The organism is Aliirhizobium wenxiniae (assembly GCF_014201355.1).
Taxonomy (GTDB): domain Bacteria; phylum Pseudomonadota; class Alphaproteobacteria; order Rhizobiales; family Rhizobiaceae; genus Neorhizobium; species Neorhizobium wenxiniae.
Genome location: NZ_JACHEG010000001.1, coordinates 1,466,086 through 1,480,150 on the forward strand (window position 1 = coordinate 1,466,086; position 14,065 = coordinate 1,480,150).

Consider the following 14,065-nt stretch of genomic DNA (forward strand, 5'->3'; position numbering starts at 1 on the left):
CCGCCGGGGCGATGCTCTGATCCTTACTTCCGCTTATCGAACCCGCCCTTGGCCGCAGGCTTCTTCTTGAACGGCTTGTCGCCATCGGCCTTGGCAAACGGCTTGTCGCCAAAAGCCTTCTTCTTGAAGGGCTTGTCATCAAACGGCTTGTCGCCGCTTTTCTTGGCAAAATCGCCCTTCGGCTTTTCGCCCCAGACGTCATCGTCCATACGGCGCTCGGCACTCGGCTTTTCGCCCTTCGGCTTCCAGTCCTTGCGCGGCGCATCGCCGGATGCCTTTTCGCGGTAAGGCTTGTCACCAAACGCCTTGTCGCCACGCGGGCCGTCCTTGGCATAAGGCTTGTCCTTGCGGAAACCGTCCTTCTTCGGACCATCCTTGAAAGGCTTGTCCTTCCAGGGCTTGTCCATCCGCGGGCCTTCGCGCTTGGTAAAGCCCTCGTCATCCGTGCCGCGAGAGAATTTCGAAAAGTCCGGAGCGCCATCCAGACGCGTCACGCGGATGCCGCGTTCCATCGTCTTGTCCTTGCCAAGCTTCGCCATGAACTTGTCGGCATGCGCTTCGGCGATTTCGACGAAGGTCTCGTCGGCCTGCATCTTGATTGCGCCGATCTCGTTCTTGCTGAGATCACCGCTTTTGCAGATCGTCGGGATCAGCCAGCGCGGTTCGGCGCGCTGCTTGCGGCCAACCGACAGAGAGAACCAAACGGCCGGACCGAAATCGCCGCGCGGGGTCAGCGGCCGCGAAGCCGGATCGCCCTGGCTGCCGTCACGCGGCTTGCGCGCTTCGAGCGAAACCACGCTGACATCTTCCGGCGCGGAATTCTTACCGCGATAGAGCGCAACGAAAGCGGAGGCAAGTCGTTCAGCGTCGAAACGTTCGGTGAGCTTGGCGATCAGCGCCTGCTCGTCCTCATTGGTCGTCACTTCGGTAAAGATCGGATCGGCGAACAGCCGCTCCTCGTCACGCACCGTCACTTCGTCGGCAGACGGCGGGTTCGCCCATGTCGGCTCGACCTTGGCGCCGAACAGCAGGCGCTCGGCCTTGCGGCGCTGGGTGACCGGCACGATCAGCGCGCTGACGCCCTTGCGGCCCGCGCGGCCGGTACGGCCCGAACGGTGCAGCAGCGTTTCCGAATTGGTCGGAAGATCCGCATGGATGACGAGTTCGAGACCCGGCAGGTCGATACCGCGGGCGGCAACGTCGGTCGCGATGCAGACGCGGGCGCGGCCATCGCGCATCGCCTGCAGCGCATGGGTACGCTCGTTCTGGGTCAATTCGCCGGACAGCGCCACGACGGAGAAATTGCGGTTGGAAAGCCGCGAATGCAAGTGGTTAACGGCCGCACGCGTCGAACAGAACACGATCGCATTCGGCGCTTCGTAATAACGCAGCACGTTGACGATCGCGTTTTCGCGGTCGGACGGCGTGACCAGAAGGGCGCGATAATCGATATCGACATGCTGCTTCTGTTCGGCCTGGGTGGAGATACGCACGGCATCGCGCTGGTAGCTCTTGGCAAGCTTGGCGATAGCGGCCGGAACGGTCGCCGAGAACATCAGCGTGCGGCGTTCGTCCGGAGCCGATTCAAGGATGAATTCCAGGTCTTCGCGGAAACCGAGATCGAGCATCTCGTCGGCTTCGTCGAGCACGGCAACACGAACCTCGGACATGTCGAGCGCATTGCGACGGATATGATCGCAGATACGGCCCGGCGTGCCGACAACGATATGCGCACCGCGTTCCAGCGCCCGGCGCTCGTTGCGGATATCCATGCCGCCGACGCAGGACGTGATCACGGCACCTGCTTCGGCATAAAGCCAGTCGAGTTCGCGCTTTACCTGCATGGCAAGCTCGCGGGTCGGAGCGATGACGAGCGCAAGCGGGGCGCCAGCGCGGCCGAAGCTGTCGCGATCTTCGAGCAGGGTCGGCGCCATGGCAATGCCGAAGGCGACCGTCTTGCCGGAACCCGTCTGGGCGGAAACCAGCGCATCGGCAGTTACGAGCGCCGGATCCAGCATCGCCTGCTGGACGGGGGTCAGCGTCTCATAACCACGCTTCTGCAAAGCCTTCGCGATCGCCGGAACGGCGCCGTTGATATCGGTCATCAATGTTGTCTTTCGGATGTGTCTGGCTCTTTAAGGCCAAGGCTGCAACGATCGCAGCCGAACGTTTGCGCCGTCCGTATAGTGTAAGCTGCAAAAAGTCAAAGCATGGGTGGTTTGCGCGGGGCGCCCGCTTATAGAAATGAGCGATACCTACCTTATAACAGTATGGTCAGCGCCGCAATTTGCGCAACGCTTGCCGGGAAATGCCCGTTGCGGCAACCAGCTCACTTTGTCAGTCCGAAAGAGCGATATTGTTTTGCGTCGACTGAAGATCGACACCCCACACATCCGGCATTTAAACCAAAAAAGCGCGGGCAAGCCATGGGCCAGCCAGATAATTGAGCCGACCACCTGTCCCGGAACGCCGTAAATCCGAGTGAGATAGGACAGCCAGAAGGTTGACGTGATAAAAACGAACAACATCCATCCGACATATAGCCAGGACTTTTGATAGAGTGACATCAGATTGCAACCTAATCTTATGACACCATCTACTGCTGCTTAGTCTCGATCCGCAAGCCGGCGAAGCGCCGAGCTTTTAAACCCCGAACACCTTCGCGCGCCGTAGCGTCACAAAACCCGTCTCTCCAGCCTTCACCACCCGCTCCGGCTCCACATCGAACTCCAGCGCCTCGCCGGCGCCCGTCGTCGCCAGCACGCGCCTGCCATCCGCCCGGTCGAGAACACGGGTGATCTCGGCCGCAATCCCCGGCCCTTGCTCGGACCAGTCGATATCGCTCGGCCGCGCGTATAGCTCTGCCCTGCCGTCAGCCACACCGGCAGCCTCCACGGAAAGCTCGCCGGCATAGGCACGGCCATCACGCACATCAGCCGCGATCACATTCGCATCGCCAAGAAATTTCATCACGAAGGCGGACTTCGGGTCGCGGCATACCTCTTCCGGCGTGCCCTGCTGCACGATCTGTCCATCCTTCAGGATCACCACCCGGTCGGCCAGATCGAGCGCTTCTTCCTGGTCATGGGTGACGAACAGCGTGGTAATCCCGAGTTCCGAATGGATCTCGCGCAACCACCGACGAAGATCGCGGCGCACATTGGCATCGAGCGCCCCGAACGGCTCGTCGAGCAGCAGCACCTTGGGATCGACCGCAAGCGCACGGGCAAGGGCCACGCGCTGCCGCTGGCCGCCGGAAATCTGCGCCGGGAAACGGTCGCCGAGACCTTCGAGCCGAACGAGACGCAAGAGGTCCGTCACACGGCTATCGATCGCCGCCTTGTCGCGCTTCACCTTCGACACCTTCATGCCGAAAGCGATATTGTCGGCCACCGTCATATGCGGAAACAGCGCGTAATGCTGGAAGACGAAACCGACGCCGCGATCGCGAACCGGAATGTCGGTCGCGTCCTGATCGCCGAAATAGATCGCGCCGCCATCGGCATATTCCAGCCCGGCCACCATGCGCAGGATCGTGGTCTTGCCCGAGCCGGATGGGCCGAGCAACGCAACCAGCTCGCCGCTTTCGATATCGAGCGACACGCCCTTGACGGCTTGAAAGCTCTCGAAGGTTTTGACGACGTTTTCGAGATGGATCTTCATGATGTTTTCTCTGCCGGGTTGGCCTGTTTGCGGACGCGGCCCGCACCTTGGCGCTCGAGCGCCACCTTGGCGATGATGGTGAAGACGGCGATCAACGCCAGGATCGAGGCGGCGGCAAAAGCGCCGGTCGCGTTGTAATCGTGGTATAGCAGTTCGATATGCAGCGGCAGCGTATTGGTCTGGCCGCGGATATTGCCCGACACGACCGAAACCGCACCGAACTCGCCCATCACACGCGCGTTGCAGAGAATGACACCGTAAAGCAGCGCCCATTTCACATTCGGCAAGGTCACGGCAAAGAAGGTCCGCCAGCCGGAAGCGCCGAGCGAGGTCGATGCCTCTTCCAGATCCCGTCCCTGTGCCTGCATCAGCGGGATCAGCTCGCGCGCCACGAAGGGCGCAGTGACGAACATCGAGGCGATGATGATGCCCGGAACGGCAAACAGGATCTTGATGTCATGCGCATCCAGCCACGGGCCGAACAGGCCCTGAAGCCCGTAGACGAACAGATAGGCGACACCGGCGACGATGGGCGATACGGAAAACGGGATCTCGATCACCACGAGCAGAAAACGCTTGCCCCAGAAATCAAATTTGGTGATCGCCCAGGCTGCGGCAATGCCGAAGATCGTATTGATCGGAACCGCAATCAGCGCCGCAAGCACGGTCAGCATTACCGCATGCAGCGTATCGGGATGGATGACCGTATCGCGATAAAGCTGCCAGCCCTTCGAAAACGCCTCGACGCCGATGATCACCAGCGGCGCGACGATGACGAAGGCGACCAGCACCAGAACGATGCCTATCAGCGAACGGCGAAACAGCGGGGCATCGCCGACACGCGGCGGCTTGCGGCGGGTGGAAAGATTGCTCATGGCCTACCCCTTCACCGTGTAACGCAATGCCCGCGCCTGCAGCCAGTTGGTCACAGCAAGCATGAAGAAGGCGGCAAGCAGAAGCACGGAGGCGATCGCCGCTGCTGCCTGATAATCATATTCCTCCAGCCGGATGAAGATCAGCAGCGCGGTGATCTCCGTCGACATTGGCTGATTGCCGGCGATGAAGATGATCGCGCCGAACTCACCGAGGCAGCGGGCAAAGGACAAGGACACGCCGGCGAGAAGCGCTGGAGCCAGGAGCGGCAGGATGACCTTGCGGAAAATCGTCCAGTCCGAACCGCCGAGCGATTGCGCCGCCTCTTCCAGTGCCGGATCGAGATCCTCCAGCACCGGCTGCACCGTGCGCACGATAAACGGCAGCGAGGTGAAGCACATGGCGATCATGATACCGATCGGCGTATAGGCGACCTTGATGCCGAAACCTTCGAGCACCGAGCCGAACCAGCCGCTATTGGCAAACAGCGCGGTGAGCGCAATGCCGGCAACGGCGGTCGGCAGCGCAAACGGCAAATCCACCACCGCATCGACGATGCGCCTGCCGGGAAACCGGTAACGGGTGATCACCCAGGCAAGCGAAAGCCCGAAGAACAGGTTGAAGGCAGTGGCTCCGAGCGCCGAAAGCACCGTAACGCGATAGCTCGCCATCGAACGTGACGACGAAACGATCCGCCAGTAATCTTCGAAACCCAGGCTCGCGGCCTTGAATGCCAGCGCCGCCAAAGGCAGCACGACGATCAGGCCGACATAAAACAGGGTCACGCCCAGCGATAACGGCAGGCCGGGCAGGACATTACGTCGTCTCACGCGGTCGTTTCCTTTACACAGCAAAACCCGGCGGAAAGCGCGTCCGCCGGGTAAAGTTGATAGAATACAATTTGGGCTTAGCGGCTGCCGTAAAGCTTGTCGAGCGTGCCGCCAGAAGCGAAATGTTCCTTCTGCACCTTGTCCCAGCCACCGAACACGTCGTCGACCTTGACGAGGCGAACCTCGGGGAACTCGCTCTTGAATTCGGAAGCGACCTTTTCGTTGTGGACGCGATGGCCGAATTCGGCAGCGATCTTCTGGCCCTCTTCCGTGTAGAGGAAGTCGAGATAGCTCTTGGCGAGCGCTTCGGTGCCATGCTTCTTGGCAACCTTGTCAACGACGGCAACCGGGAATTCAGCCAGCAGGCTGACGGACGGGATGACGCTCTCGACCTTGTCCTTGCCGAACTGCTTTTCGATACCGCGGGTTTCAGCCTCGAAGGTGATCAGCACGTCGCCCTGGCCGCGCTCGACGAAGGTCGTCGTGGCCGCACGACCGCCGGTATCGAAGACCGGAACGTTGTCGAAGATCTTGGTGATATAGGCCTCGATCTTTTCCTGATCGTCCTTGTACTCTTCCTTCGCCCAAGCTGTGGCGGCGAGGTAGGTGTAGCGCGCATTGCCGGACGTCTTCGGGTTCGGGAAGACGGCATGCACGTCGTCACGGGCGAGATCAGCCCAGCCCTTGATGTTCTTCGGGTTTCCGGCGCGCACCAGGAAGGCCGGGAAGGAATAGAAAGGCGAGGCATTGTTCGGGAATGCCTTGGTCCAATCGGCCGAGACGAAACCCTGCTTGGCAAGAAAATCGATATCGGTCGACTGGTTGAAGGTCACCACGTCGGCCTCAAGCCCTTCGACGATCGAACGCGCCTGCTTGGACGTGCCGGCATGCGACTGGTCGATGGTGACACCCGGATGCCCCTTCACGAAGGCTTCGTTGACGGCAACGAACAGCTCGCGCGCCACGTCGTAAGAAGCGTTGAGCAGCTTCTGCTCCTGCGCGAAAGCTGGCTGGACGAAAAGGGCTGCGATCGCAGTGCCGAGAATGAGGAGGCGTTTCATCAGGTGTCTCCGAAAATGGCCGAGAATGAGAGTGTGGGAAAACTACAGGCGGGCACGGGCAAGCGCGAGAAATCGCCCACCTCTGCCTGAACCCGGCTTAGAATTTCCGTTCATTTTTCGCCACATTCGGCAACGGTTGTGCCTGAGCCCGATATTTTCTTGCCCGCGACAAGAAATCGGTTCCGGCTAGCGAGGCCGGTCTGGCGGAGCGCTGCACAACCGTATAAGGACCGGGATGCAGCCCTCCTGCCCTTGTCGACAGCCCGGCTCGTTTTCCTTGTCCGCATTCCTTGCCGAAGTCGTCACCTCCATGAAGAACAAGAGTATTGGCTATTTCTACGTCCTGCTGGCCATAACCATTTTCGCCATCCAGGACGGATGCTCCAAATACCTTGCCGACAAATATCCGGTCATCAGCTTCACGATGATCCGCTTCTGGGCTTTTGCGGCCTTTGTTATCGTCTTCGCCGCATTCTCACCCGGCGGGTTGCTCAAGGCGTTCGTCAGCCGCAGACCCTTCCTGCAGATGCTGCGCGGGCCGCTGCTGGTGCTCGAGATCTTTATCGTCGTTTATGCCTATACCGGGGCAGGCTTGGCCATGACCCAGGCAATCCTTCAGGCGACGCCACTTATCATCACCATCCTCTCCGTGCCGCTCCTCGGGGAAAAAGTCGGCTGGCGGCGTGGAACCGCAATCGTGGTCGGCCTTTTCGGCGTGCTGGTCATCCTCAATCCGGTCGGCGTCCGGTTCGATCTGCAACTGCTCTGGCCACTGGCAGGCGCGCTGGCCTTCGGTCTCTACGGCATCTCCACCCGCGCTGTCGGCCGCGAGGATTCAGCCGTCACCAGTGTGCTTTATACCGGCGTCTTCGGTGCGATCGTCGCGACTGCGATCGGCCCGTTCTACTGGGTTCCTATCGCGCCGGAACACTGGCCGGCCCTGTTTGCGCTCTGCGTCTGCGGCGCGACCAGCCACTTCTTCCTGATCAAGGCCTATTCGACGCTGACCGCCGTTGAAGTCCAGCCACTCACCTATCTGCAGATCGTGCTCAGCGTCGCTGTCGCCACGATGTTCTTCGGCGAAACGATCACCATCAACATGATCATAGGCGCCATTATCGTCGTTGCGGCCGGGTTGTTCACCGTCTTCCGGGAGCATAGACTCGGGATCAAATAACATCGACAGCATATGTCGGTGACGACCTGGAATAGCAAAGTAATTCTATCTTAAGCGGCAAAAACTAATCTGGTTGCATGACCAAAGCCGAACTGTCCGTCGTCGTCCCCTGCTTCAACGAAGAGGCTGTACTGGAAGAATTTTCCGGCAGGATGTCGCGCGCTTGCTCTGCAGTCACCAGCGACTACGAGATAATCTTCGTCGATGACGGATCGTCCGACCGCACATGGCCAATCATAGAAACGCTTTCTCAGAATGATCGACGTATCGTCGGCGTCCAGCTTTTCCGTAACCACGGACACCAGCTGGCAGCCACCGCCGGACTTTCCATTGCGGCAGGAGATCGCGTTCTCCTGATCGACGCCGACCTGCAGGACCCTCCCGAATTGCTGCCCTCCATGGCAAGGCTCATGGATGAAGGTTATGACGTCGTTTATGGAAAACGCATCGCCCGCGCCGGAGAAACCACATTCAAGCGGCTGACGGCATCGGTCTTTTACCGCCTGCTGAACAGGCTGTCCTCGGTTGCCATACCGGAAGATACGGGCGATTTCAGGCTGATGTCGCGTCCGGTCGTCGATATCCTCAACGGCATGCCCGAACGGCATCGCTTCATTCGCGGCATGGTCAGCTGGATCGGCGGGCGACAGGCAGCCTTTCCTTATGCACGGGATGCCCGTTTTGCCGGCGAAACCAAATACCCGCTGCGCAAGATGATCTCGCTTGCCATCGATGCCCTGACCAGCTTCTCCACCAAGCCGCTGCGCGCCGCCGTCTGGCTTGGCCTCATGTCCTCGCTGTTCGCTTTCGCCATCCTGTTTTACGCAGTGTTCCAGTGGTCGGCCGTCAATGTCGTACCGGGCTGGGCCAGCTCAGTCGTCGCGATTTCCTTCTTTTCCGGCACGCAGCTCTTCGTCATGGGCGTATTCGGCGAATATCTCGGCCGTGTCGTTCAAGAGGTCAAGGGGCGTCCCCTGTTCACCATCGGCAAGATCTGCCGCAAGGACGCCATGGCGGAAATCCCGGGCGACATCCAGAGCCTCAGGAAAGCCGTGACGGAATATCCGCGATCGGAAAACCGCATTTCTCGCTAGGGAGCAAGCATGACGATGACACCGGAAACGGATGACATCGGGACAAGGACGGCTGGAGAAAGGAAAGCCGCCCGCGTTTCTGATCGACGGAACGTGGCTCTCATCATTCTCGTAGCACTCATTTCACTGATCCCGATCCTGTCGGTGCGTTTTCCGCCGATGACCGATTATGCCAATCACTATGTGCGGCTCTGGCTTCTCGCCGGCGGTATCGAGCGCCCGATGATGTCGCAATTCTACCAGATCTACTGGAACGTCGCCTGGACCAATATCGCCATCGATCTTCTGGCCTTCTTACTCGGCAAGATCGCAACGATGGATTTCATCGCTCCCTTTGTTCTCGCGCTGGCCCTTCTCCTGCCGCCGATCGGTGTCACGCTGCTCAATCGCAAGCTGTTCGGCGGCTTTCACTGGTGGCAATTGCTCTGCTTCGCACTGGCCTGGAATGCCGTCCTTCTTTTCGGTTTTCTGAGCTTTTCGATCAGCCTCGGGCTTGCTCTGGTCTTTGCCTATCTCGATGAATGCTTGAAGCCCCGCGGTCTTGCCGTCGTCCTTGCACTGCGAGCAATCTGCGCAGCGATCCTCCTGACCGCACATCCCTTCGGCCTTCTGTTCTACACCGCACTGCTGGCAGCACTGGCTTTCGGGCCATCGGCCGCCCCTCTGCGGCAGGCCAAAACGTTTGCTGCCGCCACGGGCAGGGTGATGCTCGCAATCATCCCCGTTTTCCTGCCGCTGGTCGTCTTTCTTCTGTTCGGTCCGTCATTGCCAGGCCAAGCAGACGTGTCTCTTCTTGACAGCATGCACTGGGACAGTCCGTCAGTCATACGCTCGCTGAAGGTTCTGCTCATGTATTTCAGAACCTATGATGTGCGCATCGATATGATCTACCTGGCGCTTTTCATCGTGCTTGTCAGGGAAACCATCCGGTACAGGACCATGACCCTGCATTGGGGTCTCGTACTGGTTGCGATCGTCACCGGCATTCTGTCGATGTTCATGCCGACGAGTGTCCTGTCGACCGGCGGCATGGACGTCCGCCTGCCATGCATGATGACCCTTGCTGCCGCAGCAGGACTGAGGCCGCAGGTAAAGGGACGATTGTCATCCCTGGCATTGCCGGTGGTCCTTATTCTTGTCGTATCCCGTACCGTTTACATCGAATATGTATGGCTGCAGCGAAACGCGGATATCGCAGCGGTGGAACGGGCACTGCAACACGTCGAGCCCGGCAGTGCGGTTTTGCCTGCGCATGCCCAGACAGCTCCCGAAGATATTATGAACATGCCGGTTGGGCGTATCATCGGCGGCATGTTTCCGAGTTACATCCACTACCCCGCGCTGGTAAGCTTCGAGCGGGATGCCTTCATGCCATATCTGTTCACGGCAACCGGCAAGCAGCCGCTGCGCGTCAGAGACCCTTGGAGCGAGATCGCCGTACCGGAAGGCATTCCGATACCCACCGATATGCTCAACGAACCGGCACCGCATTATGCACCCTATATGGCGGACTGGAAGAGCCGCTTCGACTATGTGCTGGTCCTGAATGCGGATATGGCCAGCCCGAACCATCCGATGCCGGTAATCGACACCGTTCATCTGGTCGCCGACGAAGGTTTTGCAAGCCTCTACCGCATCGAGCATCCGAGCCCGTAACGGCAATAACCGCCGGCCTATTCCGACAGCAAATCCTTCACCCGCCGCGCAAAAGCATCGCTGAGGAACGGCTTGGTCATCACATGCATGCCATGCTCCAGATGGCCGTGGTTCAGCACAGCGTTTTCGGCATAACCGGTAACGAACAGCACCTTGAAGTCAGGCCGTTCCGCACGCACCGCGTCCGCCAGCTGCCTCCCGTTCATGCCGCCAGGCAGACCGACATCGGTTACCAGGAGATCGATCGGCTGGCCCGAATTGATGATCTTCAGCGCCGTTGGCGCATCACCGGCCTCAAACACATGATAGCCGAGCTCTTCGAGTATCTCGACTGCCACCATGCGCACCAGCGGCTCGTCATCGACCACCAGGATAGTCTCGTGCTCGGCGGAGTGGGGTGTTGCGGTCACATCGACCACATCCTCCTCACCCACGTCATCCGCAAGGTGGCGTGGTAGATAGATGCAGATCATCGTGCCTTTGCCAAGTTCCGAATAAATCCGGGCCGTGCCACCAGATTGCCCTGCAAAACCATGGACCATGGAAAGGCCAAGACCCGTGCCTTGCCCAATCGGCTTGGTCGTGTAGAACGGATCGAAGGCGCGCTCGACGATTTCCGGCGACATACCTGTCCCGGTATCACTGACGCAGAGCGACACATATTGCCCGGGCGGCAGGCCACGTTGGCGAGCAGTCCGATCGTCGAACCAGCGATTGGAGGTCTCGATCGTCAGTTTGCCACCGTCGGGCATCGCATCGCGCGCATTGATACACAGGTTGAGCAAAGCATTTTCGAGCTGCCCAACATCCACGAATGTGGTCCAGAGCCCACCGGCAAATGCAGTCTCCACATGGATTGTCGGTCCGACGCTGCGGGTAATCAGGTCCTGCATGCCAGAAACAAGACGGTTGAGAAGCACCGGCTTCGGATCGAGCGTCTGCCGGCGTGAAAAGGCAAGCAGTCGCTGCGTCAGGCCAGCGGCGCGTTTGGCGGCTCCCTGCGCACCAGTAAGATAACGATCAAGGTCACTGATCCGACCCTGCGCCAGCCGCGTCTGCATCAACTCAAGCGAGCCGGAAATACCGGCCAGCAGATTGTTGAAATCATGCGCCAGTCCGCCGGTCAGCTGGCCAACCGCCTCCATTTTCTGGGAGTGGCGCAACTGTTCTTCGGTACGCATCAGCTCGGCGGTGCGCTCGGCCACGCGCTGTTCCAGTGTCTCGTTCAGCGCCTTGAGGTCAGAAGTCGCCTTGTCGCGCTCTGCCTCGACCGAACGTCGCTGTTCTATGTCGATCAGCACGCCGGGAAAATTCAGGGCTCTCCCGTCCGGTCCGAGTTCGACTCGACCATTCGCTTCGAGCCAGTAATAGTTCCCGTCGTGTCGCCTCGTGCGATATTGATGGATATACGGGCCACCGCGCTTCAAGGCATCGGCAATCGCCTCCAACAGCCCTGCCCTGTCGTCGGGATGGACCGTTTCTGTAACCTGGTCGAGCGTTAGATTGCTGTGGCCTAGCCCCGGATCCAGCCCGAAGGCGGTAGCCAGAGCGTCGTCTCCGGTGAAGCGGTCGGCTTGCACGTCCCAGAACCAGGTGCCGATGATGGCACCTGCGGCAAGTGCGAGTTGTACCCGCTGAACGTTTCTACGAGCCACCGCCTCGCTGGCACGCAATGCTTCCTCGGCACGCTTGCGAGCAGTGATGTCGCGGAACATGACCGAAACCTGCCTGAGGGTCGCAGGTTCCACCCGTGAACTCGACACCTCGATGTGCCTACCGATCGCCTCGAATTCCTGCTCAAAGCGGACTGTCTTGCCGGTCTTCAGCACATCGCCGTAAAGAGCAATCCACTTGTCCGCTGCATCGGGCTCGATCTCCCGCAGCCTTTTCCCGATGATATCGGCAATCCCCGTCTGCCGTTCATAACCGGCATTAGCTTCGATATGCACATAGTCGCTTAGCGGACCATGCGGACCGTCGATGAATTCGATGATGCAGAAACCTTCATCGATCGCCTCGAACAGCGCGCGATACCGCGCTTCGCTCCGCAAAAGAGCATCGTCATCCTGAGGATGAAGCATTTCGTCAGAACTCAAGGATCAATCCTCTCATGCGGCGATGGGCGTAGATACCACAACGCCGCAGGAAGGAAATCGGTTGCTATCGTACCATTGTCACGGCTCGGCCTTTAATCCGCAGGCCATAAGCGAAAAAGCCTCGATCGCCTTCGGCAGCACCTCGGTCGGATTGTCACTCGCCGCCACCCAGAGAGCGGCATTGAGAGCCGCGCCATTGAGAAGCCGTGACGCGGCCTCGATATCGACGGGCTTCATCACTCCGCTTTCGACCATCGCATGCACGCCCTTGCGCGTCTCGGCAAGGCAGCTGTTCTGGCTCGGCCATTGCGACGGATCGCCCAGCACCGCCGGCCCGTCGAGCAGCACGATCCGCTGGATTTCCGGATCGAGCGCCATCTCGATATAGGCAGCACCTTCGGCCAGCAGCGCCAGCCAGATATCGCCCTCGCCGTTGCCTGCGCTTTTCGCCCCGATCTCCCGGGCCCGTGCCGCCATTTCCCCGTCGAGCTGCTCGACGACCGCTGCAAGAAGGCCGCGCTTATCGCCAAAATTATGATAAAGCGCGCCGCGCGTCAGCCCGGCATCGGCCGTCAGATCATCCATCGAGGCGTTCGCAAAACCCTTTTCCGCAAAGGCCTTGCGCGCTGCCGCTATCAGCTTCGCGCGGTTCTCCTCCATCTTTTCGAGACGTTTTCCAGCCATAAGGGACTCCGAGTTCCAGATACGCAGCGTATATTAACTTGACATACACAACGTATGCGACCACTTTATATACGAGCCGTATATCAAATTCGACCCCGGCTTGTGAAGCCGCATTCCGTTGGATGCGCGATGACAGACACAGCAGAGAAAGGTCAGATCATGACAAAACGCGAACCCATTTTCCCGCCGAACCGCCACGCCCTTTATGAGAAGCATGGCTATTCCGCCGCCATCCGCTCCGGCGATCTCCTGTTCGTCTCGGGCCAGGTCGGCAGCCGCGAGGACGGCACGCCCGAGCCTGATTTTAAGACCCAGGTCGAACTCGCCTTCGACAATCTGAAGGCCGTCCTGAAAGCCGCAGGCGCCGGACTGGACGATATCATCGACGTCACGACTTTCCACACCGACCCGGAAAACCAGTTCGGAGCGATCATGGAAGTCAAGAACCGGATCTTTCCTTCCGCGCCCTATCCTAACTGGACGGCAGTCGGCGTAACCTGGCTCTCCGGCTTCGATTTCGAGATCAAGGTCATCGCCCGCGTTCCGCAATCAGCCTGACAACCGGCCCGCGCCCGCAGCGGCAGGCTAACACGCGATGCGGCGGCGAGGATGATCCGCTCCGGTATGAAAATTATTCGCCTTGCCACGAAAGGACTTGGCTCGGCCGCTGGTTCGATTTCATCCTCGCTGCAGCAAACGGTACGACAATCACCCCGTCATCGGATGGGAACCGGCTTCGCGAACCGGCACTCGTTCAACGGGTCGCAACCCGGTTTCCGGTGATGGTCGAAAAATGCGGTCGAACGGGAACTGACAAGTCTCGGGAAGACCAGATGAACCGACCGGGGCAGGCAGACCACCATCTACCTCATACCCCAATACCCACTGCCTGCCCCATTCCCGTTTAAACCACGTCGGCCTTGGCCCGTGT

At 59.7% G+C, this 14,065-nt stretch carries 11 protein-coding genes; 4 read left to right on the forward strand and 7 right to left on the reverse strand.

The window, feature by feature from the left end; translation table 11 throughout:
* Positions 1-23 precede the first annotated feature (23 nt).
* From HNQ72_RS07130 to cysP, 5 genes are all read right to left on the reverse strand, one after another.
* The gene (locus tag HNQ72_RS07130) at positions 24-2,105 is read right to left on the reverse strand and encodes a DEAD/DEAH box helicase (RefSeq protein ID WP_183990861.1); all 2,082 of its coding nucleotides are present in this window, start codon (positions 2,103-2,105) and stop codon (positions 24-26) included.
* 538 nt (positions 2,106-2,643) lie between these two features.
* Positions 2,644-3,663, reverse strand: a complete 1,020-nt coding sequence (locus HNQ72_RS07135; RefSeq protein ID WP_183990863.1) for a sulfate/molybdate ABC transporter ATP-binding protein — start codon at positions 3,661-3,663, stop codon at positions 2,644-2,646.
* On the reverse strand, positions 3,660-4,538 hold the full coding sequence (gene cysW / locus HNQ72_RS07140; protein WP_183990865.1) for a sulfate ABC transporter permease subunit CysW: 879 nt from the start codon (positions 4,536-4,538) through the stop codon (positions 3,660-3,662). The genes HNQ72_RS07135 and cysW overlap by 4 nt, the downstream gene beginning before the upstream one ends.
* A gap of 3 nt (positions 4,539-4,541) precedes the next feature.
* Positions 4,542-5,366 carry a sulfate ABC transporter permease subunit CysT gene (cysT, locus tag HNQ72_RS07145; RefSeq protein ID WP_183990867.1) on the reverse strand — a complete coding sequence of 275 codons (825 nt, stop codon included), beginning with the start codon at positions 5,364-5,366 and terminating at the stop codon, positions 4,542-4,544.
* Between the two features lie 77 nt (positions 5,367-5,443).
* Positions 5,444-6,427 carry a thiosulfate ABC transporter substrate-binding protein CysP gene (gene cysP / locus HNQ72_RS07150; RefSeq protein WP_183990868.1) on the reverse strand — a complete coding sequence of 328 codons (984 nt, stop codon included), beginning with the start codon at positions 6,425-6,427 and terminating at the stop codon, positions 5,444-5,446.
* Between the two features lie 277 nt (positions 6,428-6,704).
* Here cysP and HNQ72_RS07155 point away from each other — a divergent pair, with 277 nt between their 5' ends.
* The 3 genes from HNQ72_RS07155 (at position 6,705) to HNQ72_RS07165 (ending at position 10,354) form a co-directional block, all read left to right on the forward strand.
* Positions 6,705-7,604: a DMT family transporter gene (locus HNQ72_RS07155; protein ID WP_308422337.1), complete on the forward strand. Its 900-nt coding sequence runs from the start codon at positions 6,705-6,707 to the stop codon at positions 7,602-7,604.
* A gap of 77 nt (positions 7,605-7,681) precedes the next feature.
* Entirely contained in the window at positions 7,682-8,698 is a 1,017-nt protein-coding gene (locus HNQ72_RS07160) for a glycosyltransferase family 2 protein (RefSeq protein WP_183990870.1), read from the forward strand.
* 9 nt (positions 8,699-8,707) lie between these two features.
* A complete protein-coding gene (locus HNQ72_RS07165) occupies positions 8,708-10,354 on the forward strand; it encodes a hypothetical protein (protein ID WP_183990872.1) in 1,647 nt (548 codons plus the stop codon).
* A gap of 17 nt (positions 10,355-10,371) precedes the next feature.
* Here HNQ72_RS07165 and HNQ72_RS07170 read toward each other — a convergent pair whose 3' ends face one another.
* Both HNQ72_RS07170 and HNQ72_RS07175 read right to left on the reverse strand, forming a co-directional pair.
* Complete coding sequence (locus HNQ72_RS07170; protein WP_183991393.1) at positions 10,372-12,435, reverse strand: ATP-binding protein; 2,064 nt, start codon at positions 12,433-12,435, stop codon at positions 10,372-10,374.
* A gap of 93 nt (positions 12,436-12,528) precedes the next feature.
* Positions 12,529-13,134 carry a TetR/AcrR family transcriptional regulator gene (locus tag HNQ72_RS07175; RefSeq protein WP_183990874.1) on the reverse strand — a complete coding sequence of 202 codons (606 nt, stop codon included), beginning with the start codon at positions 13,132-13,134 and terminating at the stop codon, positions 12,529-12,531.
* A gap of 159 nt (positions 13,135-13,293) precedes the next feature.
* Between HNQ72_RS07175 and HNQ72_RS07180 the strand changes: the two genes are divergently transcribed.
* The gene (locus tag HNQ72_RS07180) at positions 13,294-13,692 is read left to right on the forward strand and encodes a RidA family protein (RefSeq protein ID WP_183991395.1); all 399 of its coding nucleotides are present in this window, start codon (positions 13,294-13,296) and stop codon (positions 13,690-13,692) included.
* Positions 13,693-14,065 lie beyond the last annotated feature (373 nt).